At 63.0% G+C, this 25,871-nt stretch carries 29 protein-coding genes; 19 read left to right on the top strand and 10 right to left on the bottom strand.

Features of this window, described 5'->3' with window-relative positions:
* Positions 1–85: 85 nt before the first annotated feature.
* From ccmA to IC608_RS13635, 6 genes are all read left to right on the top strand, one after another.
* Entirely contained in the window at positions 86–712 is a 627-nt protein-coding gene (gene ccmA, locus IC608_RS13660; RefSeq protein WP_191776556.1) for a heme ABC exporter ATP-binding protein CcmA, read from the top strand.
* Entirely contained in the window at positions 709–1,374 is a 666-nt protein-coding gene (gene ccmB / locus IC608_RS13655) for a heme exporter protein CcmB (RefSeq protein ID WP_191776554.1), read from the top strand. Before ccmA ends, ccmB begins: the two co-directional genes overlap by 4 nt.
* A 9-nt stretch (positions 1,375–1,383) precedes the next feature.
* On the top strand, positions 1,384–2,145 hold the full coding sequence (locus IC608_RS13650) for a heme ABC transporter permease (RefSeq protein ID WP_191776552.1): 762 nt from the start codon (positions 1,384–1,386) through the stop codon (positions 2,143–2,145).
* A complete protein-coding gene (ccmD, locus tag IC608_RS13645) occupies positions 2,142–2,300 on the top strand; it encodes a heme exporter protein CcmD (RefSeq protein WP_191776550.1) in 159 nt (52 codons plus the stop codon). Before IC608_RS13650 ends, ccmD begins: the two co-directional genes overlap by 4 nt.
* Positions 2,300–2,833, top strand: a complete 534-nt coding sequence (locus IC608_RS13640) for a DsbE family thiol:disulfide interchange protein (protein WP_191776548.1) — start codon at positions 2,300–2,302, stop codon at positions 2,831–2,833. The genes ccmD and IC608_RS13640 overlap by 1 nt, the downstream gene beginning before the upstream one ends.
* Before the next feature lie 74 nt (positions 2,834–2,907).
* Positions 2,908–3,054, top strand: coding sequence for a Flp family type IVb pilin (locus IC608_RS13635; RefSeq protein ID WP_191776546.1), 147 nt, complete (start codon positions 2,908–2,910; stop codon positions 3,052–3,054).
* Between the two features lie 7 nt (positions 3,055–3,061).
* Here IC608_RS13635 and IC608_RS13630 read toward each other — a convergent pair whose 3' ends face one another.
* On the bottom strand, positions 3,062–3,265 hold the full coding sequence (locus tag IC608_RS13630; RefSeq protein ID WP_191776544.1) for a DUF1674 domain-containing protein: 204 nt from the start codon (positions 3,263–3,265) through the stop codon (positions 3,062–3,064).
* Positions 3,266–3,364: 99 nt separating this feature from the next.
* Here IC608_RS13630 and htpX point away from each other — a divergent pair, with 99 nt between their 5' ends.
* The 4 genes from htpX (at position 3,365) to purH (ending at position 9,130) form a co-directional block, all read left to right on the top strand.
* Positions 3,365–4,348, top strand: coding sequence for a zinc metalloprotease HtpX (gene htpX, locus IC608_RS13625; protein WP_191776542.1), 984 nt, complete (start codon positions 3,365–3,367; stop codon positions 4,346–4,348).
* A gap of 62 nt (positions 4,349–4,410) precedes the next feature.
* Positions 4,411–5,712, top strand: coding sequence for a transcription antitermination factor NusB (locus IC608_RS13620; RefSeq protein ID WP_191776540.1), 1,302 nt, complete (start codon positions 4,411–4,413; stop codon positions 5,710–5,712).
* A 169-nt stretch (positions 5,713–5,881) separates the two neighbouring features.
* The gene (locus tag IC608_RS18495) at positions 5,882–7,468 is read left to right on the top strand and encodes a heparinase II/III domain-containing protein (RefSeq protein ID WP_191776538.1); all 1,587 of its coding nucleotides are present in this window, start codon (positions 5,882–5,884) and stop codon (positions 7,466–7,468) included.
* A 69-nt stretch (positions 7,469–7,537) separates the two neighbouring features.
* Positions 7,538–9,130, top strand: coding sequence for a bifunctional phosphoribosylaminoimidazolecarboxamide formyltransferase/IMP cyclohydrolase (gene purH / locus IC608_RS13610; RefSeq protein WP_191776941.1), 1,593 nt, complete (start codon positions 7,538–7,540; stop codon positions 9,128–9,130).
* Here purH and IC608_RS13605 read toward each other — a convergent pair whose 3' ends face one another.
* Positions 9,131–10,297, bottom strand: a complete 1,167-nt coding sequence (locus tag IC608_RS13605; protein ID WP_191776536.1) for a carboxylate--amine ligase — start codon at positions 10,295–10,297, stop codon at positions 9,131–9,133.
* Positions 10,294–11,613, bottom strand: a complete 1,320-nt coding sequence (locus IC608_RS13600; protein WP_191776534.1) for a lipopolysaccharide biosynthesis protein — start codon at positions 11,611–11,613, stop codon at positions 10,294–10,296. Before IC608_RS13600 ends, IC608_RS13605 begins: the two co-directional genes overlap by 4 nt.
* A gap of 184 nt (positions 11,614–11,797) precedes the next feature.
* Between IC608_RS13600 and leuC the strand changes: the two genes are divergently transcribed.
* Both leuC and IC608_RS13590 read left to right on the top strand, forming a co-directional pair.
* Positions 11,798–13,201 (top strand): 3-isopropylmalate dehydratase large subunit, encoded by a 1,404-nt coding sequence (leuC, locus tag IC608_RS13595; RefSeq protein WP_191776531.1) that lies wholly within the window; start codon positions 11,798–11,800, stop codon positions 13,199–13,201.
* Positions 13,192–13,626 carry a metallopeptidase family protein gene (locus IC608_RS13590; protein WP_191776529.1) on the top strand — a complete coding sequence of 145 codons (435 nt, stop codon included), beginning with the start codon at positions 13,192–13,194 and terminating at the stop codon, positions 13,624–13,626. The genes leuC and IC608_RS13590 overlap by 10 nt, the downstream gene beginning before the upstream one ends.
* Here the strand turns inward: IC608_RS13590 and IC608_RS13585 are convergent.
* Positions 13,623–14,003: a hypothetical protein gene (locus IC608_RS13585; protein WP_191776527.1), complete on the bottom strand. Its 381-nt coding sequence runs from the start codon at positions 14,001–14,003 to the stop codon at positions 13,623–13,625. The genes IC608_RS13590 and IC608_RS13585 overlap by 4 nt on opposite strands.
* A gap of 86 nt (positions 14,004–14,089) precedes the next feature.
* Here IC608_RS13585 and IC608_RS13580 point away from each other — a divergent pair, with 86 nt between their 5' ends.
* The 5 genes from IC608_RS13580 (at position 14,090) to IC608_RS13560 (ending at position 17,724) form a co-directional block, all read left to right on the top strand.
* A complete protein-coding gene (locus IC608_RS13580; protein ID WP_191776525.1) occupies positions 14,090–14,686 on the top strand; it encodes a DUF4893 domain-containing protein in 597 nt (198 codons plus the stop codon).
* 60 nt (positions 14,687–14,746) lie between these two features.
* A complete protein-coding gene (rimM, locus tag IC608_RS13575; protein ID WP_191776523.1) occupies positions 14,747–15,283 on the top strand; it encodes a ribosome maturation factor RimM in 537 nt (178 codons plus the stop codon).
* Positions 15,280–15,996 carry a tRNA (guanosine(37)-N1)-methyltransferase TrmD gene (gene trmD, locus IC608_RS13570; RefSeq protein WP_191776520.1) on the top strand — a complete coding sequence of 239 codons (717 nt, stop codon included), beginning with the start codon at positions 15,280–15,282 and terminating at the stop codon, positions 15,994–15,996. Before rimM ends, trmD begins: the two co-directional genes overlap by 4 nt.
* 141 nt (positions 15,997–16,137) lie before the next feature.
* Positions 16,138–16,689, top strand: coding sequence for a 50S ribosomal protein L19 (gene rplS / locus IC608_RS13565; protein WP_191776518.1), 552 nt, complete (start codon positions 16,138–16,140; stop codon positions 16,687–16,689).
* 222 nt (positions 16,690–16,911) lie between these two features.
* The gene (locus IC608_RS13560) at positions 16,912–17,724 is read left to right on the top strand and encodes an exodeoxyribonuclease III (RefSeq protein ID WP_191776516.1); all 813 of its coding nucleotides are present in this window, start codon (positions 16,912–16,914) and stop codon (positions 17,722–17,724) included.
* A 2-nt stretch (positions 17,725–17,726) separates the two neighbouring features.
* On the opposite strand, the gene IC608_RS13555 is transcribed toward IC608_RS13560, so the two are convergent.
* From IC608_RS13555 to IC608_RS13545, 3 genes are all read right to left on the bottom strand, one after another.
* Positions 17,727–18,170 (bottom strand): cyclic nucleotide-binding domain-containing protein, encoded by a 444-nt coding sequence (locus IC608_RS13555; protein WP_191776514.1) that lies wholly within the window; start codon positions 18,168–18,170, stop codon positions 17,727–17,729.
* A 111-nt stretch (positions 18,171–18,281) separates the two neighbouring features.
* Positions 18,282–18,965 (bottom strand): response regulator transcription factor, encoded by a 684-nt coding sequence (locus IC608_RS13550; protein ID WP_191776512.1) that lies wholly within the window; start codon positions 18,963–18,965, stop codon positions 18,282–18,284.
* 164 nt (positions 18,966–19,129) lie between these two features.
* Positions 19,130–19,816 carry a YggS family pyridoxal phosphate-dependent enzyme gene (locus IC608_RS13545; RefSeq protein WP_191776510.1) on the bottom strand — a complete coding sequence of 229 codons (687 nt, stop codon included), beginning with the start codon at positions 19,814–19,816 and terminating at the stop codon, positions 19,130–19,132.
* Positions 19,817–19,948: 132 nt separating this feature from the next.
* On the opposite strand from IC608_RS13545, the gene leuS reads away from it, so the two are divergent.
* Positions 19,949–22,558: a leucine--tRNA ligase gene (gene leuS, locus IC608_RS13540; RefSeq protein ID WP_191776508.1), complete on the top strand. Its 2,610-nt coding sequence runs from the start codon at positions 19,949–19,951 to the stop codon at positions 22,556–22,558.
* Positions 22,559–22,566: 8 nt separating this feature from the next.
* Positions 22,567–23,586, top strand: a complete 1,020-nt coding sequence (gene holA / locus IC608_RS13535; protein ID WP_210316353.1) for a DNA polymerase III subunit delta — start codon at positions 22,567–22,569, stop codon at positions 23,584–23,586.
* A 4-nt stretch (positions 23,587–23,590) separates the two neighbouring features.
* Here holA and IC608_RS13530 read toward each other — a convergent pair whose 3' ends face one another.
* Genes IC608_RS13530 through rsmG form a run of 3 tightly spaced genes read right to left on the bottom strand, consistent with a single transcriptional unit; the run spans position 23,591 to position 25,869 of the window.
* Positions 23,591–24,463: a ParB/RepB/Spo0J family partition protein gene (locus IC608_RS13530; protein ID WP_191776490.1), complete on the bottom strand. Its 873-nt coding sequence runs from the start codon at positions 24,461–24,463 to the stop codon at positions 23,591–23,593.
* Positions 24,464–24,472: 9 nt separating this feature from the next.
* Complete coding sequence (locus IC608_RS13525; protein WP_345890901.1) at positions 24,473–25,300, bottom strand: ParA family protein; 828 nt, start codon at positions 25,298–25,300, stop codon at positions 24,473–24,475.
* Positions 25,297–25,869, bottom strand: coding sequence for a 16S rRNA (guanine(527)-N(7))-methyltransferase RsmG (rsmG, locus tag IC608_RS13520; protein ID WP_191776487.1), 573 nt, complete (start codon positions 25,867–25,869; stop codon positions 25,297–25,299). The genes IC608_RS13525 and rsmG overlap by 4 nt, the downstream gene beginning before the upstream one ends.
* Between the last annotated feature and the right edge of the window lie 2 nt (positions 25,870–25,871).

Below are 25,871 nucleotides of genomic sequence, written 5' to 3'. Positions count from 1 at the left end.
TGGAATGACTCCAATTCAGGTGGGCTTATAGTCAATCGGGATTGCCCTTGCCAGCAAGACCTTGGGTTCAATACGAGATGGGGCCATGACGCCACGGCAAGTGCATTCACCGATCAGCCTGCGCGCCCGGGCCCTGGCCTGCGGGCGGGGCGACACCCTGCTCATCGAAGGTCTCGACCTCGACGTGGAGCCCGGCGCCGGCCTGCTGCTGCGCGGCCCCAACGGGGCAGGCAAGTCCACCCTGCTGCTGTCGCTGGCCGGGCTCCTGCCACCGCTGGGCGGCGAGGTTTCCCTTTTCGGCCATGATCCGGAGGACGGACCTGCCCTGCACTATTGCGGCCACCGCAATGCCGTCCGGCCGCGGCTCGGCGTCCGCCAGACGCTGGCGTTCTGGCGCGACATCAATGGCCCGACGGGTCTTTCCGTCGATGCGGCTCTGGAGCGGGTGGGCCTGCTGCCCATCGCCGGGCTCGACGCAGGCTACCTGTCGGCCGGGCAGCAGCGGCGCCTGGCGCTGGCACGGCTCCTTGTGTCCCGCCGGCCGCTCTGGCTGCTCGATGAACCCACCGCTGCGCTCGATACCGACGGCCACCGCCTGGTCGCGAGCCTCCTGGCGCAGCATCTCGAACAAGGGGGGCTGGCAGTGATCGCGACGCACGACGAGATCGAGCTTCCCGCGCTGCGAACTCTGGCCCTGGCGGCGCGGGCATGAGGGGGTTCCTGGCCGTTCTGTGGCGCGATCTGCGCCTCGCATTAGGCGGCAGCGGCGACGTCCTGACGATCGTGCTGTTCTTCGTCATCACCGGCGCCATAACGCCCTTTGCAGTGGGCCCGGACCAGGCCCTGTTGTCCCGCATCGCGCCGGGCATCGTCTGGATCGCCGCATTCCTCGCCATGCTGCTCGGTCTCGACCGCCTGTTCCGGCCTGACCAGGAGGATGGCACACTGGCTCTCTACCGGCTGGCCGACGTCCCGCTTGCCGCCGTGGTCGCCGCCAAGGTGATCGTGCATTGGCTGACGGCGGCGCTGCCGTTGATTGTCGCCTCGCCCCTCCTTGCCGTCCTCCTCGCCATGGATTTTCCCACCTTCGCCCGCACCGTGGTGTCGCTGTTGCTCGGCACCCCGGCCCTCGCTGCCTTCGGCGCCATCGGCGCGGCCGTGACGGTCACCACACGGCGGGGCGGGCTGCTGGCGCCGATCCTGATTGCCCCGCTCTGCGTGCCGGTGCTGATCTTCGGCGTCGGCGCCATCGCCATGGGGGGTGGACCCGACCAGGCCGGCGCCGCCCTGTTGTTCCTTGCGGCACTCAGTCTCACCGCGCTGGCGCTCTCTCCCTTTGCTGCGGCCCTTGCGATAGACTGGGGGGAAGAGTAGAGCCCGCGCATGAGCATCGAGACCGCACCCAAGATAAGCTGGTGGAATCGGCTGGCCCACCCCGGCCAGTTCGTGGCGCTGACGCGTCCGCTGGTCTGGCCGCTGGCGGCGCTGACGGCCGTGCTCTTTGCTGCGGGGCTGTGGTTCGCCTTCTTCAACTCGCCGGCCGACTACCAGATGGGCGACACGGTGCGCATCATGTACGTGCACGTCCCCACCGCCTGGCTCAGCCAGTTCGTCTACGCCACGATGGCGGTTTCGGCTCTCGGCACGCTGATCTGGCGCCATCCCATGGCCGACGTCTCGATGAAGTCCGCCGCGCCGCTCGGCGCTGCCTTCACCGCGATGGCGCTGTTCACCGGCTCGATGTGGGGGCGGCCCACCTGGGGCACGTTCTGGGAGTGGGATGGGCGCATGACCTCCACCCTCGTCCTGCTCTTCATCTACCTTGGCATCGTGGCCCTCTGGCGGGCCTTCGATGATCAACTGCGGGCCGCGCGCGTGGTGGCCATCTTCACGCTGGTCGGCGCGGTCAACATTCCCATCATCAAGTTCTCCGTCGACTGGTGGTCGACGCTGCACCAGCCGGCCAGCGTCTTCACCCCCGAGGGACCCAAGATGCCGGGTTCCATCCTGACGCCGCTCTTCATCATGTTCTTTGCCTTTACTTTCCTGTTCCTCGTCCTGCAGCTGGTGGCCATGCACACCGAAGTGCGCCGCCGCCGCATCGCAACACTGGAACGGCGTATGGCGCGAGGAAGCGCGGCATGATCGGCCTTGGAGAGCACGCCGAATTCATCATCGCGGCCTATGCCGGCATCGCCATGGGGCTGGCGCTGGTCATCGGGTGGACACTCGCCGCTGCCCGCAGTACCCGGCGCCGGCTCGCGGAGCTGGACACCAGGGACCGGAGCGACCGAGCCTAATGCGCTACGTCCTCTTTGCCCTGCCCCTCATTGCGCTGATCGCCCTGGTTGCTGTCTTTGCCTCGACCATCGACCGGGACCCGGGGCTGGTTCGCTCCGTGCTGATCGACAAGCCGGCCCCGCCGATCGAGCTCGCGGCCGTGGAAGGCCTCGCCGTCCCCGGCTTTTCCACCGCTGACCTCACCGGCCAGACCACCATCGTCAACGTCTTTGCCAGCTGGTGCATCCCCTGCCGCGACGAGCACCCCCTGCTCGAAGCGCTCAAGGCCGAGACGGGCGTTCGCCTCTTCGGCATCAACCAGGCCGATGCCCCGGAAAACGCCCGGGCGTTTCTGGAAGAACTCGGCAACCCTTACGATGCCGTGGGCGCCGACCGCGACCGTCGCGCCTCGATCGACTGGGGGGTCTATGGCGTTCCCGAAACCTTCATCGTGGATGCGGACGGCGTCATCACCTACAAGCACGTCGGGCCGCTGACGCCGCAATCGCTCGAGCAGGAGGTGATCCCTGCCCTCAAAAAGGCCGGAAGCTGACGGACTGGGTGTTCGTTCAGATTGCGTTCAGCCTCGCTGGGGCAGATGACCGCCATGCGGCAAGGTAACCAGTGATGCTCCTCCGGCTCCTCAAACGACTGATGCGCGACAACGCCGGAATTTCGGCTGTCGAATACGCCCTCATCGCCGCCATCATCACGGTCGCCACCACCATCGCCGTCTCGGCGGCCGGCTTCAGCATCGCCGACATCCTGGGCTGACCAGGTCTCAGAAGTCGCTGGTCAATCCCTTGATTTCCCAATCGCCATAGCGCACGGGCTCCAGCCCGCCGCGGCCGCCTCTTTCCCTGGGGGCCATGGCCGTGGCCGCGTCGATTTCGTCTCGCCGTGCCTGCGCTTCCGCCAGCGCGCGCTGCGCCGCCGGGTTTATCGCGCGCGGTGGCGGGGTCGGGTGCTCGGTCTCATTGCTCATCGCGCTCTCCTTCGTGCCGCGACTTTCGGTGCTGCCGCTTGCGCGGAACTGGTGCACACCCAACATAGTTAGCTGAAATCGACAACCCAAGGGTTTGCCATGTTTAATACGCTGCGCACCTTCGCCCTGTTGGCGGCCATGACGGCCCTGTTCATGGTCGTTGGGTATTTCATCGGCGGGACCAGCGGCATGTTCATCGCCCTGGCCTTCGCGGCCGTGACCAACATCTTCGCCTACTGGAACTCGGACAAGCTGGTGCTGCGCATGCAGAATGCGGTGCCGGTGGAGCGCTCGCGCGCGCCCGAACTCTATCAGATGGTTGACGTTCTCGCCCAGCGCGCCGGTATCCCGACGCCGCGGGTCTATGTGATCGAAACCGACCAGCCCAACGCCTTCGCCACCGGGCGCGACCCGCAAAATGCGGCCGTCGCGGTCTCGTCGGGCCTGTTGCGCAATCTCGAAACACGGGAAGTGGCGGGGGTCGTGGCGCACGAGCTGGCGCATATCAAGAACCGCGACACCCTCACCATGACCATCACCGCGACACTTGCCGGTGCCGTTTCGGCGCTGGCGCAGTTCGGCCTGTTCTTCGGCGGCGGCAACAACCGCGATAACCCGCTTGGCGGTGTCGGCGCCCTCCTGATGGTGTTCCTCGCGCCGGTCGCCGCCATGATGGTGCAGATGGCCGTCAGCCGCACGCGCGAATACGAGGCGGATCGCCATGGTGCCGAGATCGCGGGCGACCCGCTGGCGCTGGCCTCCGCGCTCAACAAGATCGCCACCCTCGCGGGCCGCCAGGTCAATGTCGCGGCCGAACGCAACCCGGCGATGGCGCACATGTACATCGTCAACCCGCTTTCGGGGGTGCGGATGGACAACCTGTTTTCGACCCACCCCGATACCGGAAACCGCATCGCGGCGTTGCAGGAGCTTGCCGCAACCATGCAGGTGAACGATAAGGGCGCCTGGCCCGAGTCACCGCGCGGACGCCCAAGCACCATGGGCGCGTCCACCAGCGGCTGGCGCGTGCCGACCGTGGACCGTCCGAGCGATAGCGGACGCGCTCGCGGTCCCTGGGGGTAAGGCGTTCGGGCCAGGACCGGTTGTGCGGCTCCGGCCCTGCGACCATTGGCAAGGCGAATGACGTGACCAGAAAACCCGATCCGGCGGGGCTCAAGCTCCGCCTCATCGCTGCCCAGCGGCTGCGCGATGTGCTGCGCGGCGAGCATTTTTTGCCGCTTACCGCCACAGAGCTGCCCGATGGCCGCGACCGCGCCCTCGCCAACCGGCTCATCACCACGGCGCTCCGGCGGCACGGCCAGATCAACGCCATCCTCGAGGAAACGCTGGCCAAGGGCCTGCCACCGCGCTCGGGAACGTTCGAGGCCATCGTGCGCCTGTCCTTGGCGCAGCTGGTCTTCCTGCCGGAGCTCGGTGCCCACAGCGCGCTGTTCCTGGCCGTGGAAGCCCTCAAGCGTGATGCCAAGGCGCGGCACCTGACGGGGCTGATGAACGCTGTGCTGCGCAAGGCTCAGGGGAATTCGGCCCGGTACGGTCTCATGGACGAGATGCTGCTGCTGCCCGAGCGGGCGCGTGTCGCCTGGTCGGCAAGCTATGGCAGCGATGTTGTTCGACAGTGCGCCGAGGCTCTGGTTGCAGGCGCGCCGCTCGATCTCACCTTGCGCGATGACGATCCAGAACTTGTTGCCGCCCTAGATGCTGAGCCGGCTCTCATGGACACGGTCCGCCTCAAAAACCGCGATCGGTCCGTTGAAGACCTGCTCGGCTACCAGCAAGGTCGATGGTGGGTTCAGGATGTCGCCGCCGCCATACCCGCACGGTTACTTCACCTAGCTCCAGGCAGCGCCGTTCTTGACCTTTGCGCCGCCCCGGGCGGCAAGACCGCTCAACTCTCGAAAAGCGGCTATGCTGTCACCGCGCTGGACAGCGATGCGGCGCGGCTCGAACGGCTGCGAGCCAACATGGATCGGCTTGGCTATACCCCTGACATCGTAGTCGGTGACGCGGCCAGCTTCGCACCTGCAACGGTGTTTGACGGCGTCCTTCTTGATGCGCCGTGCTCGGCCACCGGCACTTTCCGCCGCCACCCTGAGGTGCTCTGGCATAGGGCAGAAGCCGATATCGCGGGGCGCGTGCAGCTACAGCGATCGCTCCTGGCCAATGCCTATCGCTGTCTCGCTGTCGGCGGCACACTAATCTACTGCGTGTGCTCCCTTGAAGCAGTCGAAGGGGAGGACCAAGCCGACTGGGTCAAGCAGGCCCTGCCTGGGCTTGCGCTCTATCCCGTGACGCCCGGGGAGCTGCCGGGTCTCAAAGAAGCCATTACACCGCGCGGCCTTGTCCGAACACATCCCGGCATGGCGCCCAATGGACAAACTGGGGGCATGGACGGCTTCTTCGTGGCGCGCTTCCGGCGAACGCGCTAAGCAGTTTTTGCAATACCTCCGGGAGGGGGTGACGAAGAGGGCGATGCGGCCGGAGCGGCAGCATCAGCGAGGGTCGAGTGGCGTATCTTTGCATCGGCAAAAGGCCCAGCGTTTGGACTTCGCGCTCAGGGTGGCGGGAATGAGACTACGAACCCTCGGAGCCGGCAGAGTGGCGCGGTCACTAGCCGACCGTCTCGTGACCTCGTGGGTCCTGCGCTGGACTTGGCAGGGCCAGGCTGAAAGCAGCTATCCCAACGCTCTCCCAGAATTCAGACCTGCCGACCCGCAGGCCGTGCGCGAGATGATGGCTGGCCGCTACCTGCTTGCGTCCAAACTCGTCGACACCGGCGGACTTTCGCCCTTTGGGCTCGATGTGGACCACCCTGATTGGTGGCAAAGTCTCCAAAGCTTCGCATGGCTGAGACATTTTCGCGAAACAAGGGACTCTGGCGAGCGCCAGTTTGCTCGCACCCTGGTGCTCGACTGGATCGGCAGGGAAGGACGCTTTGCGCGGGAAACGTGGACCCTGACCCTCACGGCACAGCGCATTCTCAACTGGCTAAGGCACCTGCCCTTGCTGCTCGAGGGCGCAACGCCAGAGCAAAGTCGGACAATACGCGCCAGCCTTGCGACGCAGGCTCGAAGTCTTGCGGTGCGTGGCGGCCTGGCGGCAGACCCGGTGGAGCGACTATTCGCAGCCATTGGGTCCCTCGGCGTCGTGTTGGCGCAGAGGGATCAGACAGACACGGTCGACCGGGCTGTGGCGCGGCTGGACGGTATATTGTCGTCTCAGATGGACAACGATGGGTTGCATCTTTCGCGTAACCCGCGCCTCCAGCTCAACCTCCTGACGGAGCTGACGAGCTTGCGCCGCGCCGCGGGCCGTCAGACGAGTCCCGCCATGGCCGACCTGGCCAATCGGGTCGACCGAATGCACGAGGCACTGGACGCCCTGACGCTTACGACGGGAGAACCGACCTACGCGAACGGCTGCGGCCAGGTGGCGCACGATGTGCTCGTCGCGGTGCAGGCTCAAGCGCTGTTGGCCTCCCGCCGTTCAAGACTGTTGGGGGGATACGGCATCGTCCGCTCGGGCGATGCAGTCCTTATCGGGGATAGCGGAATACGGCCGCCGCAGGGTTTCGACGGCGATGCCCATGCCGGAGCCCTTGCCTTTGAGTTTGCCATCGGAAGCGACCTGATCGTCGGCAATTGCGGCCCAGCCCCAGCTGATCTGCCGGAAAGCCGCGACGTCTTTCGGCAGGGGGTGGCGCATTCCGCACCCACAATCGACGGAGAGGACATGTTCGTCGGCGGACGCGGCCTTTCGAAGCGTCCGAGCCCCCAGATGGAGCTCGACAGCGTCGAGCACGCTCTGACGATGGTCAGCAGCGGCTACGTCGGCCGCTTCGGTGCCGAGATCGAGCGCAGACTGACCCTGCTTTCGGAGGGAACGACCTTGGTCGGGCAGGACCGCATCGTCTCTCAGGGTGAGCCGAGGGGGCGCCTATCGATCCGTTTCCACCTGGCTCCCGGCATTGCGGTACGCAGCGGCACCGGGGACGGCATGGTCCGGCTTGTGTTGGGCAATGGGCAGGCGTGGAGTTTCCTCTGGGAAGGCGCAACCTTCCGGGAGGAGGAAAGCGTGCGTCAATCGGCTTCGATGGGATTTCATCGGACCCGCCAGATCGTGCTGGAAACTGCCGTGACCTCCGGGTGCGAAGTGGCCTGGATCTTCACGCGCGACCAGAACTGAGTCCGTCGGGATTGGCCTTTGCGCCGCATCGTGCTAGCGAGCGCCAATTCCTCCAACGTCAATCACGAGATGCAATTGATGGGCAAGACGGTACAGGTCCGGCGGGCGCTGCTTTCTGTTTTTGACAAGACGGGCATGGAAGACTTTGCCCGTGGGCTCTCCGAGAGGGGCGTCGAGCTTGTGTCCACCGGGGGCACACAGCGCCTGATAGCGAACGCGGGACTGCCGGTGCGGGAAATCTCGGACCTCACCGGCTTTCCCGAGATGATGGACGGGCGCGTCAAGACCCTGCACCCCAAGGTGCACGGAGGCCTCCTGTCCGTGCGTGACAATCCCGCCCATCAGGCCGCCATGGACGCGTACGACATCGGTCCCATCGATCTTGTGGCGGTGAACCTCTACCCGTTCGAGAAAACCGTGGCGTCGGGTGCGAGCTACGATGAGATCATCGAGAACATCGATATCGGTGGCCCCGCCATGGTGCGCTCCGCAGCCAAGAACCACGCTTTTGTCACGGTGGTCGTGGACCCGGCAGACTATCCGGCGGTCCTCGATGCGATCCGCCAAGGCGGCGTCCCCTATGCATTGCGTCAGCGTTTGGCAGCCAAGGCTTATGCCCGGACCGCGGCGTATGACAGCGCCATTTCGGCTTGGTTCGCTCGCGAGTTGCAGTTCGACGAGATCGGGTATCGCAGCTTTGCAGGAACCCTTCGGGAGGTCATGCGCTACGGCGAAAACCCGCACCAGTGGGCGGCCTTCTACACGACGGGCGAGGATCGTCCCGGCATCGCCACTACACAGCAGGTGCAGGGCAAGACGCTGTCCTACAACAACATCAACGACACCGACGCGGCCTTCGAGCTGGTCTCCGAGTTCGATCCTCATGTGACGGCAGCCGTTGCCATCATCAAGCATGCCAATCCCTGTGGTGTGGCCATCGCCCGTGATCTGGTCAACGCCTACCGCAATGCCCTGCGCACCGATCCTGTTTCCGCCTTCGGCGGCATTGTTGCGCTCAACCGGGAAATTGATGCGGAAACCGCCACCGAGATCGTCAAGGTCTTCACCGAGGTGATCGTCGCCCCATCGGCAACGAAGACGGCCCAGGACATCATCGCGGCCAAGAAGAACCTGCGCCTGCTTCTGACCGGCGGCGTCGCCGATCCCAAGGCCGAGGGCCTCACGGTCAAGTCAGTCGCCGGCGGATTGCTGGTGCAGGGGCGCGACAACCGCAACGTGGACGATTGCGACATCCGGGTTGTCACGCAGAAGCAGCCAACGGAGCAGGAGATGGCGGATATGCGGCTGGCTGCCAAGGTGGCCAAGCACGTCAAGTCGAACGCCATCGTCTACGTCAAGGACGGAGCGACCGTCGGGATCGGTGCAGGACAGATGAGCCGGGTGGATTCTGCTCTGACCGGCCATCGCAAGTCCATCGATGCGGCGCGCGCCTCGGGGGTGGAGGGAGCGTTGACGCAAGGCTCGGTGGCCGCCTCGGACGCCTTCTTCCCCTTTGCCGATGGCCTCGAGGCTCTGGTGGCGGCCGGTGCCACTGCAGTCATACAACCGGGCGGTTCGGTTCGCGACGACGAAGTGATCGCCGCTGCGGACGCCGCCGGTATTGCCATGGTTATGACCGGCATGCGCCACTTCCGCCACTGATCAGCGGGAGGGGCGTAGCCTCTCCCATATCTTGAGCGGCAGTTCGCAGAGCCCCGGAAGGGGATCGTCGGCCGCGAAAACGCCTCCAAGAGCCGGTGCCAATACGGACTGCCAGCCTGCCAGACCAGGTCTCTGGTGCCGGCCCACATTCTGCGCCAATGACAGGAGCGCGGGAACATGGCGGCGCCACGCTACCCTGTTCTTCCGCCCCACGCGCGGTGGCCCGAGCGGCTCGCCAGTAGCCGCAGCATAGGACTGCCCGATGAAGTCGAGGCCGCAGCTGTCAGCCAGCCCGATCCAGGCCCAGACACGCGTGTTGACGTCGATCAGCTTGAGCCGATCGTCCCTCCGGTCCAGCTTGAACTCAACTTCGACAAGGCCATCATATCCGACAGCCGCCAAAAGCTTGCGGGCCTCGTCGGCGGCGCGCGGCAGGTCGCGCTGGACGACAAACGGGCTGACCCCGAATTCGAGCGGGTACTGTCGCAGGCGCAGCGCCGTCATGTGCCCCTGTTCCTGGCCATTGCGCCAGTATGCGGCATAGGAATATTGCACGTCGCCATCGCCAGGGATGAGCTGCTGAACCACGAACCCGTTGGCACCAACCAGCCGTGCCGCTTCTGCCTGTTTGATCTTGAATAGGCTGGCGTTGTCGCATCGCCAGGCTTTCGCCCGAGTCAGTGCATTGGTTCCCTTGGTGAAACTGGGCTTGATGACCACTGGGTAATCAAGGTCCGCTGGGTTGCTCATGGGTTGATAGACCCGAGGCGTGTCGAGACCGGCCCTTGCGGCAAGGTTTGAAAGCCGGCTCTTGTCGTTGAGAGGCGCAAGACTTGTCCAGTCGAGCACGGGAAGAGCGAATTGGCTCGCCAACCGCTCGTGGTTCTCGGCAATCAATTGCACGCCGAAATCGTCCCCGGGCAGGAGCAGCCATCCGTGGTAATCCCGATGGCGGCTCTCCTCCACCAGCCGCTCCACCGGCGCCGGCTCAGCCGCGCCAACCCACTCCACCACCGTCCCGACGTAGCGCGAGAACCCTGCCACCGAGTGGGACGAGGCAAAAAGGGTCACTGGCACGCCGCGGCGTCCGAGGCTGCGCGCGACAGCAAGGCTTCCGTGAGCCCCTCCGAGGAGAACAACGCCAACCCGGCCGGAATGTGCTGTCATGCCGGACCTCCGCCGGTCGTCGCTGGGAGCTGGGTCCGTGGCGCGAAAAGGTCAGCGCGCCGCCCTTCGAGCGCCTGCGTCATCAGGGCAAGGCCCACCGCCCAGACACTCTCCGCCAGCAATGTCGCCACGGCCAAGCCCATGACACCCCAGATCGGCGCCAGCAACGCTGCCAGCACGACCAGGCTGGCGACAACTGCCAGGCAAAGCGCAGCGCTGCGCGTCTGGTGCCCGCCAAGGGCAAGGATTTGCGCGTTCATCCCCCCCATCACCCGCACTGCCTGGCCCAGAAGAAAGACGAGGAGCGGCCAATACGCGGCAGCGTAGTGTGGGCCGAAGACAGCCAATATCGTGGGGCCGAGTACGGCAAGACCCAGCAAGACGGCGCCAATCGTGAGAAGGCTTGTGACATTGGTGCGATGCAGGACGGTTTCGAGTGCGGCCGGGCTGCCGCTGGCCCGCGCACTGACGAGGTCACGCAAGACGAATTGCTGCGAGGCCATGGCGAAGAAGCCGGCCAAGGTAGCGACGCGGATAGCGACGCCCAGTACCGCCACCTCCTCTACCGGCAGAAAGAGGCCCCCGATCATGACCACAAGATCCGCCGTGGCGCCGCCGGCCAGGGTAACGGCGAGCATGGCGGCGGCACGTCCGCGAAAGAATGGTGCAAGAGCCTTGCCGTTTCCGCCATCCCCCATCCGGAGCGCGTCGTCGGGCCCGAGCAGCAAGGACTGTCCCGCCGCGACGGCGAGCGCAATCAGGGGAAGAGAGACGAGCAGCGACAGTACGCTTTGGGTGGCGCCAAGGCCCACGAGCGACAGAACGACAAGCAGAAGCAGTACCGGTCGGAAGACGAAATCGGGTGCGTAGGACAGCGCGAACCGCTTCTGTGCATTGGCCGCGCTGTTGTTGAGGCGGATTGCGGCAAGCGGTATCGCCGCAAGCGTGCCCCAGAACGCCGCCGCCACCACACTTCGGTCCGCCGGCAAAAGCCACAACAGCCCGGCAAGCCCGAGTGCCATCAGCGCCAGCAGCAGCATGTCGCGGCGCGCTGCCTCCAGAAAAGACCGGACGAGCCGTTGTCGGCCAAAGGCTTGGTAACGCGCCAGATAGGTAAGGCCGATGGCGTGGTAACCCCCGGTGAGAACCAGGCTGAGAAACGTGGTGACGCTCAGCGCCAGAAAGGCGATACCCGCTTGTTCCGGTGCGAAGGCACGCGCGATCAGCAATTGGCTGAGAAAGCCAAAACCGGCACCCGCGAGGCGCGCGCCCATGAGGCCGAAAACGGGCATAACAAGCCGCAAGAACAAGTCCAAGCGATGCTCCGGGACGAAGATGAACCGCGTAGAGCGGTACCCCCTCATACGTCGACAGCCCTTAGATTTCGCTTAATCTTCACCCGCACGTTCTAGCCGTACCAGTGAGTACGGTTGTGCTTGACCCTTACCCTGCCTTGGGCTTAGAACCACTCCACTCTTCATTCCTGCCCGGGGAACCGCCATGGCCGCGCGCACGCTCTACGACAAGATCTGGGACGACCATCTGGTCCAGAACAACGATGACGGTACGAGCTTGCTGTATATCGATCGGCATCTCGTGCATGAGGTGACAAGCCCGCAGGCGTTCGAAGGTCTCCGCCTGAGCGGTCGCAAGGTCCGCCACCCGGAGCGTACGCTGGCCGTGGTCGATCACAACGTTCCAACGACCGACCGCTCACTGCCTAATCCCGACCCGGAAAGCGCTGTGCAGATCGCCGCCCTGGCCGAGAACACGCGGGATTTCGGCATCGAGTACTATGACCCGTTCGACCAGCGGCAGGGGATTGTGCACATCGTAGGGCCCGAGCAGGGATTTACCTTGCCGGGCATGACCATTGTGTGCGGCGATAGCCATACTTCCACCCACGGCGCATTCGGTGCTCTTGCTCATGGCATCGGGACCTCCGAGGTGGAGCATGTGCTGGCTACTCAGACGCTGATCCAGCAGAAGGCCAAGAACATGCTGGTGCGTGTCGACGGCCAACTGCCGGCGGGCGTTACGGCCAAGGACATCATTCTTGCCATCATCGGAGAAATCGGCACCGCGGGCGGCACCGGCCACGTCGTCGAATTTGCCGGTGAAGCTATCCGCTCGCTGTCCATGGAAGGCCGCATGACGGTCTGCAACATGACAATCGAGGGTGGCGCCCGCGCCGGCTTGATCGCGCCTGACGAAAAAACTTTCGCCTATGTCAAGGACCGCCCCCGCGCGCCCACCGGGGCTGCTTGGGACATGGCGCTTGACTACTGGAAGGCGCTCTACTCGGATGACGGCGCCCACTTCGATAAGGTTGTGGTGCTTGATGCGGCCAATCTGCCGCCTATCGTCTCCTGGGGCTCGTCGCCCGAGGACGTGATTTCGGTTACCGGAACAGTGCCGAACCCGGATGAAATCGCCGATGAAACCAAGCGCGCTTCGAAGTGGCGGGCCCTTGACTACATGGGGCTCAAGCCAGGGACGCCGATCACCGACATCAAGCTGGATCGGGTGTTTATCGGCTCGTGCACCAATGGCCGGATCGAGGATCTGCGTGCCGCTGCGTCCGTCATCGGCGGCCGCAAGGTTGCCGACCATGTCAGCGCCATGGTGGTGCCCGGCTCGGGACTCGTGAAAGCTCAAGCGGAGGCCGAGGGTCTCGATGTCATCTTCACCAATGCGGGCTTTGAATGGCGGGAGCCGGGTTGCTCCATGTGCCTGGCCATGAACCCCGACAAGCTCGCGCCCGGAGAGCGGTGTGCGTCTACCTCGAACCGCAACTTCGAGGGCCGCCAAGGCTTCAAGGGTCGTACCCATCTGGTGTCGCCCACCATGGCGGCGGCCGCGGCGATCGCCGGCCACTTCGTCGACATTCGAGAGTGGCACTGAGCGGGGAAGACTGGGCCGGCGCCTACGCGCCGACCCTGGATGACATAGAGGCTTTGGCCAGCCGCGCGCTGGCCGATCTGCCCGAGCCATTCAAGTCGCTCGCGGGAGACGTCACGTGCTCTATCGCGGAGTTCGCCGACGATGACATCCTCGACCATTTCGGTATGGAAAGCCCCTTCGAGCTGATGGGGCTCTTTACCGGCATTGGCCTGACGGAAGACGGAGCGGTGGCACAGACCGGTCAATTACCCAACACGGTATTTCTCTATCGCCGTGCCATCCTCGACTATTGGGCCGAGCACGACGACAACACGCTGGGCGAGATTGTCACCCATGTGCTGGTGCATGAACTCGGCCACCACTTCGGCTTTTCCGACGAAGACATGGAAGCCATAGAGGCGGCTGCCGACGCCGGGCCTTCCTAGCCGCCCCTGTTCTCCGCCTTCGGACCTTCGGTTACGATGCTGGCGGGTTTTTTCGCTGCATCCGTGGTCTCACCCTCGCCATCGCGCGCGACGAACTCGAATTCTGCTTCATTGCCGCCGGAAGGGTCATCGGAGACACGCAGAGCCAGATTGTTTTGTTCCAGTGCGGCGAACCACTCATCCCAACTCACCAGGCGAAAGCCACCGATCCGGTCCGGACCTTCATTCCCCTCAGCATTGATGGCATGCTGGCCGAAGGTCAGTTGAAGCAATGTGCGCTCGTGCGTCCCATCGGGTACTTCCATCAGCATGGGGTTGCCGGCACGCGCGGTCGCCCATTCCCGTATGGCTTGATGGTCGGTAAGAATCTGCGACATCCAAACGCCTCCATTGTTGGCTATCGACAGGAAAGCACCCATTGCCCTCCTGGTTCCTTGACCTAGGACAAACGAAAGGACGTCCCATGCCGCCTACCCTGCGTATCTGCACCCTGGCTCTGGCGGGCATGATGGCCATGCCTCTTCAGGCCTTGGCCGCTGGATGTTTCGTGCCGAAAAGCGTCTCCATCAGCGATAGCGACCGGGATAGGCTTGAGCAGTCAGCGAGCACAACGGCTCGTGCCTTGGGCGAAGCGCTCCTCTCCACCAGTCCCGACGACAGGGCAATCCTAGCCCGTCTCTTTGCTTCCGGGGTGGAGACCACCGACGCTATTTCCGAAGGTACCTATCGTTGCCGCACTCTGAAGCTGGGCGGGCTCCTGCCACTGACAGTGTATGGCTTTTTCCAGTGCCGTATCTCGGACGGTGGCAGAACAATCGAAAAGCTTACCGGCTCACAGCGCTTCAGCGGGGCCCTCACCCCCGGCGGAGACGGACTGACCTATGTTGGCTCTTTGCACTATGGCGATGAACAACCCGGACGGTACGGCGCCGATGAAGAGCGAAATCAGGTGGGGTGCCTGCACAGGATATCTGGCGACGTGCCGCGATATCGTCTTGACCTGCCACAGCCCCGCTTCGAATCTACCATGGACGTCATCGAGATCGAGGCAAACCATTGATCTCTAGGCCATTTCCCTCTTCCAGCGAGACTGCTAAGGGATGCGCAGGAGACCGAACAGATGACAACGCCAAACACCCGTATTCTCTTGGGTATTATCGGAGCCGCACACGGGATCAAGGGCGAAGTGCGGATCACGTCGCACACCGCCGATCCTGAAGCGATCGCCAGTTATGGCCCTCTCGAGACGGACCGGCCGGGCTTGAGCATCGTCATCGAGTCTGCCCGCCTCAACAAGACGGTGTTAGTCGCCCGCCTCAAGGGTGTCGCGGATCGCACTGCAGCCGAAAAACTCAACGGAGTGTCCCTGTTCATTGACAGGAACCGCCTGCCGGCCCACGACGATGAGGACGACTTCTACCACGCCGATCTCATCGGCCTCGATGCCCGGCTCGAGACGGGCGTCAGTATCGGCGAAGTGGTTGCGCTTCCCAACTACGGGGCCGGTGATCTGCTGGAAATCCGGGACCCGCGTTCAGGCGACACGTTTCTTTACCCCTTCACCAAGGCGGTGGTACCTGAGGTTCGGGTCAGTGACGGCTACCTTACCATCGCACCACCGCTCGACGCCGAGCCGGGAGAGGAAGAGCCGGATTGATCTTTTCGGCAGACATCATCACGCTCTTTCCCGAGTTGTTTCCAGGCCCCTTGGGCGCCTCGGTGCTCGGGCGGGGCATGGCAGACGGGCTGTGGCGCCTTCAGGCGACGCAACTGCGGGAATTCGCTACCGACCGGCATCGAACGGTCGATGACACACCGTCCGGGGGCGGTGCGGGCATGGTGCTCAAGCCGGATATACTGGCGCGTGCCATCGATAAAGTCTCCCCTGAGGGCGACACGCGACCACGCATCCTCATGTCACCTCGAGGACGTCCCCTGACCCAGGCCCGGGCCCGCGAGCTTGCTCAGGGCCCGGGGGCAGTGATCGTCTGCGGACGCTTCGAAGGCGTGGACCAACGGGTGATAGAGGCGCGGCAACTCGAGGAAATCTCGATCGGAGACTATGTTTTGGCGGGCGGCGAAGTGGCGGCAATGGTCCTCTTGGAAGCCGTCGTCCGCCTCTTACCCGGCGTCTTGGGCGCCCTCGACAGCAGCGACGAGGAAAGCTTCGAGAACGGGCTGCTCGAATACCCGCAATACACGCGGCCGCAGGTCTTCGAAGGTCGCGAGATTCCGCCGGTTCTGGTGTCGGGGGATCATGGCAAGATCGCCCGGTGGCGGCATGATCAATCGCTGCAGCTGACGCAGCAGCGGCGGCCGGATTTGCTGAACGAGGCCAGACCACTGGACTCCAGGACGAAATTCCCTTAAGAGCCGCCCATTCGTGCGACAGGCGTTTCGGACCGTCGTACAAGAAGACCAAGAAGACTGCCTTCCGTTACCAACCAAGACCGGGCGATGGGCCACTGGCCGCAAAAATCGCTCCTGCGAAAAGATCAGAACGGATCGACCATGACCAACATCATCCAGCAGCTCGAAGCCGAGCAGGTTGCTGAACTCTCCGCCAAGCGCGAACTTCCCGATTTCACCCACGGCGACACCGTCAAGGTGTGGGTCAAGATCCGCGAAGGCGACAAGGAACGTCTCCAGGCCTATGAAGGCGTCGTGATCGCCCGCTCCGGCGGCGGTATCATGGAAAGCTTCACCGTTCGCAAGATTTCGTATGGTGAAGGCGTGGAACGCGTGTTCCCCATCTACTCGCCCAACATTGCCTCGGTCGAGGTGATCAAGCGCGGCAAGGTGCGTCGCGCCAAGCTGTACTATCTGCGCGATCGTCGCGGTAAGTCGGCCCGCATTTTCGAATCGACCAACGCTCGCACCCGCAAGATCGAAGCCGGCGAGCGCGAGGCCGCCCAGGCAGCCCGCGATGCCCGTGAAGCTGAGAAAATCGCTGCCGCCGAGGCCTTCGCCGCCGAACAGGCTGCAAAGGACGCTGAGGCGGCGGCTGCCGCCAAGGCGGCCGAGGAGACCGCTGCTTCTGAAGGCGAAGCCAAGAGCGAATAATCTCGCCAGTGCAGCAAACCAGACAAGCCCGGCTTGCGCCGGGCTTTTTTTATGCGCGGTTGCCCGCCATATGCGATTCACGTGAAACGTCTGCCCTGCACCTGCAGCAGTCTCCTGACATCCGCTGACAGTCCTCCAGACTTTCCGGCTTTACCCTTGCGGTTAGCTTGGCGATAAAGGCCGCGGCGTTCCGCCGCCTCGATCCACCAAGCTGAAGAACCCATGACCCTTTCCGTTGTCACCTGGAACATCAACTCTGTGCGCCTGCGTATCGGTCTGGTGCTCGATTTTATCGCGCAGTACCGGCCCGACGTGCTGATGCTGCAGGAGATCAAGTGCACCAACGACCAGTTTCCGCGCAATGCCTTCGTTGAGGCCGGGTATCCGCATCTGGCTGTGCATGGCCAAAAGGGGTATCACGGCGTCGCCATCGTTTCGAAGTACCCGTTGACCGATATCTCGAGCCGGGTGTTCTGCGAAATTCCGGAGTCGCGGCATGTTTCGGCGCTCGTGGATTTGGGCCACGGTCCATTTACTCTGCACAACTTCTACATCCCGGCCGGCGGGGATGAGCCGGACCCGGAGGTCAACCCGAAGTTTAAGCACAAGCTGGGATTTCTGAACGAACTCAAAGCATGGTTTGGAGAGCCGCTTTTCGAACGCGGGCAACTGATCGCCGGCGACTTCAACGTCGCGCCCCATGAAAACGACGTCTGGAGCCACAAGCAGCTGCTCAAAGTGGTTAGTCATACGCCGGTGGAAACAGAGGCTCTGGATGCTCTTCTGACCGGCGGGCATGGCTGGGTCGACCTGGTGCGGAGGCACGTGCCCTACGACCAGAAGCTTTACAGCTGGTGGAGCTACCGGGGTATCGACTGGGAAAAATCCGACCGAGGGCGGCGCCTTGACCACATCTGGTCGACGCGCGACGTCGCTGAACGTTGCATTGGCGCCGAGATCATCAAGCCGGCGCGCGGATGGTCAGACAAACCCTCGGACCACGTTCCGGTGATCGCACGGTTTGCCGGAGTTTAGGATTACATCTTTCGGCGGAGCGGCTGAAGCGCGCCCAAATACTCCCGGAGGTCGCTCTCGATACGGTCAATAGCCTGCTGCGCCAGGTCGTCATCCTGCCGCAAAAGCTTGAGGAAGGCAGCTCGGGGCACGAACAGCGTGTCGCAGTCACTGATCGCCGTAAACGTCACTGGCCGCGGCTTGGAGAGGATCAGAGCCATGAGGCCGATCACGCTGCCCGGCGCGCTGACCGTGTAGGGCTCGACAGCGTCCACTCCCTCATGTGTCGCGCGCAGGCTTCCCTCGACGAGGACGTGTGCGCCTTGTGGATCCTCGCCCGCCTTGTAAATCGTGGCGCCAGCAGAAAAGTGGCGCCGATCGCTTGCGAAGCCAAGCAACTCGCGCTGCGTGTCCCCACACATCTCGAAGAAGTCTGCCTTGGCCAGAATAGCGGCCGCGTCGTGCATTCTCATTTGCGACCAGACCCTAACGAGCGAAAGCCGCTCGCGGCAGGCGAACGGCAGGCGCGCAAAGTATAGGCGAAATGGTCAACTAATTGAACTCATTTGTCGCCGCCCTCACGGGACCAACCGGTAGCCCCCATCTTCTGTCACCAAGAGGCGGGCATGGGAGGGATCCCGCTCAATTTTCTGACGCAGTCGATAGATATGGGTTTCGAGCGTATGAGTCGTCACCCGGTTGTTGTAGCCCCACACCTCCTTGAGCAGCACATCCCGCGTGATCGTCTTCGGACCCTGCCGGTAGAGATACTTGAGAATTGACGTTTCCTTGTCAGTGAGGCGCACCTTGTTGCCGTCCGTCGTCTCCAGAGTTTTCGCGGCGGGCTGGAAGCTGTAGGGGCCGATGGTGAAGACCACGTCTTCACTCTGGTCGTGCTGACGAAGGGCCGCGTTGATTCGGGCCATCAACACGGGGAAGCGGAACGGCTTTGTCAGATAGTCGTTTGCCCCAGCCTCCAGCCCTTTGATCTCGTCTGCTTCAGTGTCGTGGCCCGTCAGCATGAGCACCGGGCTGCGATATCCTTCGTCCCGCATCAGGCGCACCGCTTCGCGGCCATCCATGTCCGGCAATCCAACATCGAGAATTGTCAGTTCGACGTTGTGATCGCGGACAGCCTTTAGCGCGTCGTTCGCCGTACCTGCCTCTAGAACTTCGAAGTCCGGTTGCGCGCGAAGTTGCTCCACCAGCGTCTGGCGCAGATCTGCGTCGTCGTCCACCACCAGGATGCGTCGCTTGTTCATTCGGTTCTCCGGGAGTTGGCGCCTCGACCAGCTAAGTCACGACCTTGCGACCATTTTCGGCCGCACCTTCACGTGAGTGTCAATGGTTTTCCAGCAACGCAGATGAGGTCGGGAAAGTTGCAGGCGCTCCAACGACATGACCTGCAGAAGCCGTTGCACACAAGCTAGACCTTGCTCGGACGCCGGCCGAAAAGCGCTGAACCTACCCGTACCTGCGTTGCACCCATTGCGATGGCCACCTCAAAGTCCCCGCTCATACCCATGGACAGGCGGTCGAGGCCGCAGTTATCTGCCAGCTCAGCGAGCTGTGCGAAGTAGGGGCCGGCGGGCTCGCCATCGGGTGGAATACACATCAACCCGACCACGTTGAGACAATGGGTGTTGCGGCACCTGTCCACGAATGATTGCGTCTGCTCTACCGCTATTCCGGCCTTCTGCGCCTCGCCGCCGATGTTGACTTGCACGAAACACGGCAGGTGACGCCCGGAACGCTGCATTTCACCGGCCAGCGTTGCGGCCAGCTTTTCACGATCCACCGTTTCGATGACGTCGAACACCTGTACGGCGTCGCGCACCTTGTTGGTTTGAAGCGGACCGATCAGGTGCAGTTGGATGTCAGGGTAGCGGTCGCGCAAAGCCGGCCACTTGTCCTTCGCCTCCTGCACCCGATTTTCCCCAAAATGCTTCTGGCCGGCCTCAAGGAAGGGCACGATCTCCTCAGAAGGAACGGTCTTTGAGACGGCAATCAGGTCCACCGCGTCTGGCGGTGATCCGAAGCGGCGGCGCGCTTTTTCCATGCGTGTGCGGATATAGTCCAGCGCCAAGCGCGCGCTCTCTGCCGTCGCGACCATGCATCCACCCCGTTTGTGTTGACCTGAGACAGGATTTCTGGTGATGGTCCGGGTAACCAATACCCACCGGAAACGCAAGGCGCGCCGCCTGCCCGACGCGTCTGCCCTCCCGCCTTGGAAGGACGACCACCCGTGAGCGGCGAACGCTACAATCCGCGCGAAAGCGAACCAAAATGGCAGAAAGTCTGGGATGAAGCCCGGACTTTCGTGACTGCCAATGACGACCCGCGTGAGCCGTATTATGTCCTCGAGATGTTCCCCTATCCTTCGGGGCGCATCCACATGGGCCACGTGCGCAACTATGCCATGGGTGATGTGGTCGCTCGCTATCAGCGCGCGCGCGGCAAAAACGTGCTTCACCCCATGGGATGGGATGCTTTTGGACTGCCCGCCGAGAACGCTGCCATTGAACGCAAGACCCACCCCGGTACCTGGACCTACCAGAACATCGAGTCGATGAAGGCCCAGCTCCAATCAATGGGACTATCCATCGATTGGACCCGCGAGATCGCGACCTGCGACCCAAGCTATTACCAGCACCAGCAGTCGATGTTCATCGACATGATGCAGGCGGGCCTGGTGACCCGAAAAAGCTCCAAGGTGAACTGGGACCCGGTCGACATGACCGTGCTCGCCAATGAGCAAGTGATCGAAGGCAAGGGCTGGCGCTCGGGCGCCCCGGTGGAACAGCGTGAGCTGACCCAGTGGTTCTTCAAGATCTCCGACTTTGCCGAGGAACTTCTCGAAGCCCTGGATACGCTCACGGAGTGGCCCGAGAAGGTGCGCACCATGCAGCGCAACTGGATCGGCAGGTCCGAGGGTCTGCGGCTGCTGTTCGAACTGGTCCCCAGTGCGAAGACCGATACCAGGAGCATAGAGGTGTTCACGACGCGGCCGGATACCATTTTCGGCGCATCCTTTGTTGGCTTGTCGCCGGATCATCCGCTGGCCACTGCCCTGGCAACCAACAATGTCGCCCTTGCCGAGTTCATTGCTGAGTGCCATCGGCACGGCACTGCCACAGAGACGTTGGAAAAGGCCGAAAAGCAGGGGTTCGATACCGGCCTTCGTGTGAAGCATCCCGTTATCGAGGCGGAGACGCTGCCGGTTTACGTCGCCAACTTCATCCTGATGGATTACGGCACAGGCGCGATCTTTGGCTGCCCCGCACATGACCAGCGCGATCTTGAGTTGGCGCGCAAATACGGGCTGCCGGTCAAGCCCGTGGTGTTGCCGCCCGGCGCCGACCCTGCCAGCTTCGCTATCGGCTCAGAGGCCTATGTTGACAGCGGAAACATTTTCAACTCGGGCTTCCTCGATGGCCTGTCGATCGGCGAGGCGAAGACGGCCATCGCGGACTTTTTCGGTGCGCGCACTGTCGACGGCAGGCCGCAGGGCCAGGTTGAGGTAAACTACCGGCTGCGGGACTGGGGCATTTCACGCCAGCGCTACTGGGGTTGCCCGATCCCGGTCATCCACTGCGAGGTCTGTGGCACCCTGCCCGTGCCGAAGAAGGATCTGCCGGTTCGCTTGCCGGAAGACGTGACCTTTGACCGGCCGGGAAATGCGCTTGAGCATCATCCGACCTGGAAGCACGTAGCGTGCCCGCAATGTGGCAGCCCGGCACGGCGCGAAACGGACACCATGGACACCTTCGTCGATAGCTCCTGGTACTATACGCGCTTTACCGCCCCGCATGCGAAAACGCCGACCATTCGCGAGGTTGCCGACCGCTGGCTGCCGGTAGATCAGTATATCGGGGGCATCGAGCACGCCATCTTGCACCTTCTCTACTCGCGTTTTTTTACACGAGCCATGAAGGTGACCGGCCACGTCGGGGTGGATGAGCCGTTCAAGGGCCTGTTTACCCAGGGAATGGTCACACATGAGACCTATCGGTCCGCGGCGGGCACCTGGGTCCCCCCCACCGAGGTGATTGTCGAGACGGAAGGAGAGAGCCGCTCCGCGCGCCACATAACTTCAGGGGAACCCGTCACTATCGGCTCTGTCGAAAAGATGAGCAAATCCAAGAAGAACGTGGTGGATCCCGACGAGATCGTGGCCAGTTACGGCGCCGATACCGCCCGGTGGTTCATGCTTTCGGATTCGCCGCCGGAACGGGACGTACAGTGGACGGAGGCGGGTGTGGAAGGCGCCAGCCGTTTCCAGCAACGCGTGTGGCGGCTGGTGTGTGATGTGGTCTCGATGGCCCGCACGACTCCGGGCGCTGACAGCGCGGACGCCGCCAATGCTCTGGCTCTTGGCAAGCTCAGCCACAGGGCAGTTGCAGGCGTCGCTCAAGACATTGAAGGCTTGCGATTTAACCGCGCTGTCGCCCAGATCTACGAACTGACCCACGGCTTGGCAAAAGTCCGTGACGGCGGGGGAGGCCCGCAGACCCTTGCCGCGCTACGCGACGGCGTATGCAAGCTGGTACAGCTGATCGCACCGATGATGCCGCACCTGGCCGAGAGCTGCTGGGCCGAACTTGGCCAGTCCGGACTTGTGGCCGATGCTCCTTGGCCTGAGGTCGATCCCAAGATGCTGGTGGACGACGAGGTGACCCTTCCGATCCAGATCAACGGCAAACGCCGGAGCGAAGTTACGGTCGCAAAGGGACTATCCTCCGGGGAAGTCGAAGCCTTGGTGCTGGCCCTCGATGACATCCAAAAAGCCCTGGATGGAAAGACCCCCAAGAAGATCGTCGTCGTCCAGGACCGCATCGTCAACGTGGTGATTTAGCGCTCATGGTGGCGCTCAAGGCCCATGAGGTGCCGCGCTTTGTTGGCCGACCCGACATGGTCGCGGGCATCTTCCTCGCCTATGGCCCCGATGCAGGTCTTGTGCGCGAAACCGTACAAAGGCTGATCCGCCACCTCTCCGGAGACGATCCTGAAGGGGCCAATATCACCGTCTTGGATGCGGCCGAACTCGCTACTGATCCCGGCCGGCTGGTATTGGAGGCCCGTTCGGCGTCCTTATTTGGCGGCAAGCGAATCGTGCGCGTGCGCGGCGCCGGCAAAAACCTTGTCATGCCCCTGACGGAACTGAGGGATGCTCCCGGCGATGCAGCCATCGTCCTTGAGGCGGACAATCTGCCGCCCCGCGATGCGCTCCGTGCCCTCGTGGAAGCCGCAAAGACCGGACGCGCCCTACCCTGCTACCCCGACAGTGATGAAACGCTCACGGCTCTCATGCGTGAGACGTTCAATCAGGCAGGCATCCGCGTGGAAGCAGATGTCGTGCCGGTTCTGCGCGAGATACTGGGAAACGACCGGGAGATAACGCGTCGCGAGCTGGAGAAGCTCGTGCTGTTTGCGGCGCAGACCAAGACCTTGACGCGTGAAGACGTGCTTACCCTCTGCGCCGACAATGGCATGCTCGCGATCGACGCCATCCTCGACGCGACCGGGGGTGGCCACGCAGAGAAGCTTGAACTGGCGCTCAACCGCGCCTTGGCCGCGTCAGTCAATCAACAGCAATTGCTGGCGATGTTGACGAACCACTTTGCACAATTACGGCGCTGGCGGGCCGAAGTCGATGAGGGCAGGCCGCCGCGGGCGGTACTGGAGGCACAGCGTCCCAAGCCGCATTTTTCGCGCCTAGGCGCGCTGGAACAACAATTGCGCCTGTGGAGCGACCCCGCGTTGGCGACAGCGGCGGAACGACTCCTCGTGGCAACTTCGGAGACGCGCCGAAGGCCTGCCCTGGCAGAAGCTGTCCTGCGCCGCACGGCACTGTCTTTGTGCATGCAGGCGGCGCAACACTAGTTGATCAGTTGGATCCGGTGAGCCGACGGCAAAGATCGTCGAGTTGCTCGAGGCTCTTGTAACGGATCTCGAGCTTCCCACCGCGTCCGGAGTAATTCACGGCCACGGAAAGTCCCAGCACGTCCGCAAGGCGCCGTTCAAGAGCAACGGTGTCGGGATCGCGTTCGCTGTCCTGCGACTTCCTTTTCGGACCTGCCGTCTCGCGCTGCTGGCTCAGAGCCTCCGCGTCACGCACCGAGAGACCATTTTCTACAATGCGCCGAGCCAAGGCGGCTGGATCTTCTACAGTAATGAGGGTCCGGGCATGTCCAGCCGTCAGCGTGCCGCTAGCGACCATTCCACGAACGTCTTCGGGCAGCCGGAGAAGGCGCAACGTGTTCGCCACGTGGGACCGCGACTTGCCGATAACCTGCGCAAGATCCTGCTGCGTATAGGAAAACTGCTCGATCAGCTGGCCGTAGCCCATGGCTTCTTCAAGGGGGTTGAGGTCCGCCCGTTGGACGTTTTCGATGATGGCGAGCTCGAGTGCTTCCTTGTCGCCCACCTCCCTGACGATCACCGGCACATCGTGCAAGCCCGCCATCTGGGCAGCACGCCAGCGCCGTTCCCCGGCAATCAGCTCGAAGATATTGGGATCGTCGGTTGGCCGCACCAAAAGCGGCGACATCACCCCTTTCTCGCGAATGGAGTTGGCAAGCTCTTCGAGTTGCTCGGGATCGAAGGTTCGCCGCGGATTGGCGCGGTTGGCGATAATGAAATCCAGCGGAAGCCGTTTGCCGCTCGCCGTCCCCTCGGTGACACGCGCCGTCTCCAACGAGCCCATATCGCCGATCAGTGCCGCGAGCCCTCGCCCCAACCGTGCAGGTTTGTCGGTCATGATAAGCTCCTAGGCAGCGTGGAGGCGGCGTTCACGGCGGATCACCTCTGTAGCAAGACGAAGATAGGCTTGGCTGCCAGCGCACTTCAGGTCGTACAGCAATGCTGGCTTCCCATAGGATGGAGCCTCACTTAGCCGCACGTTGCGCGGAATAACTGTGTCATAGACCAGTTCTCCCATTTCGGTACGCACGTCGTGAAGAACCTGCTCGCTGAGGTTGTTGCGCCGGTCGAACATGGTCATCACTACACCTTGGATCGACAAGCGGGGGTTCAGAGTGGAGCGGATCTGTTCTATCGTTTGCAGAAGTTGGCTAAGCCCCTCCAGCGCGAAAAACTCACACTGAAGCGGCACAAGGACCGCATCGGCCGCCACTAGGGAGTTCACCGTCAGGAGGTTGAGTGATGGAGGACAGTCGATCAGTACATAGGTAACGTCCTGATCATTGATCTTGAGTTCCGACAGCTGCTTGAAAGCGTTACGCAGCTTGAAAGCGCGATCCCCCTGATCCGCAATTGTCAGCTCTACGCCCAGGAGGTCCATGGTGGAGGGTACAATGGCGACATTCGGAACGGTCGTCATGATCGCCGCTTTGGCGACAGTAGCCTCTCCCACCAACACGTCATAGGCCGAGATTGCGCGATCCGTACGGGATATCCCAAGTCCGGTTGAGGCGTTGCCCTGTGGGTCAAGATCCACGATCAGCACGCGCTCGCCGATCGCGGCAAGAGCGGTGGCGAGATTTATCGCGGTCGTTGTCTTGCCAACCCCACCTTTTTGGTTCGCCAGGGTGAGAATACGGGGCGCCAAATTGGCCTCCACAGTTGCTGCCGTCACGCCGGTTTTCTACGCAGACTGTTCACCTTGAGCAGAACGCCGCGCGGATCAGTGTCACTTTGCGTTACTACCACGTCCGATTCCCAATGGGCACCCGCTTGACGCATCTCTTCAACATGTTCCCCACCCTTGTGAAGGATGGCCGCGGTTCCAGGGCCGAAATACGGGACTATCCAGGAAAAGAGCTGGTCGAGCTTGGTGAGCGCGCGGGATGTTATGACGTCGGGAACCCCCGTTTCACGTGAATCAGTTTCTTCGCCTCGCTTGCCGATAACCGTGACCTGAAGATCAAGCTCGCGACTCACCGTACGCAAGAAGGAAACCTTCCGCGCGTTCGGTTCGATCAGGACGAATCGCCGCGGGGAGCCTTTGCTAGCGATCGCCATAGGCAATGCGGGGAGCCCCCCACCACTGCCGAAATCGAGGAACAGGAGATCGGAAGCATCCGTGAGTTTCAGGACCTGTAGGCTGTCTGCCACATGCCGGTCCCAAAACTCATTCAGTGTTTCACGTGAAACAAGATTCTGCACTCGCTGCCACTTCGTCAGAAGCGTAGCAAACGATTCCAAGT

The organism is Devosia oryzisoli (assembly GCF_014837245.1).
GTDB classification, from domain to species: domain Bacteria; phylum Pseudomonadota; class Alphaproteobacteria; order Rhizobiales; family Devosiaceae; genus Devosia; species Devosia oryzisoli.
Note: the sequence above shows the minus strand (reverse complement) of the source record. Positions and strands in the feature narration are given on the sequence as shown.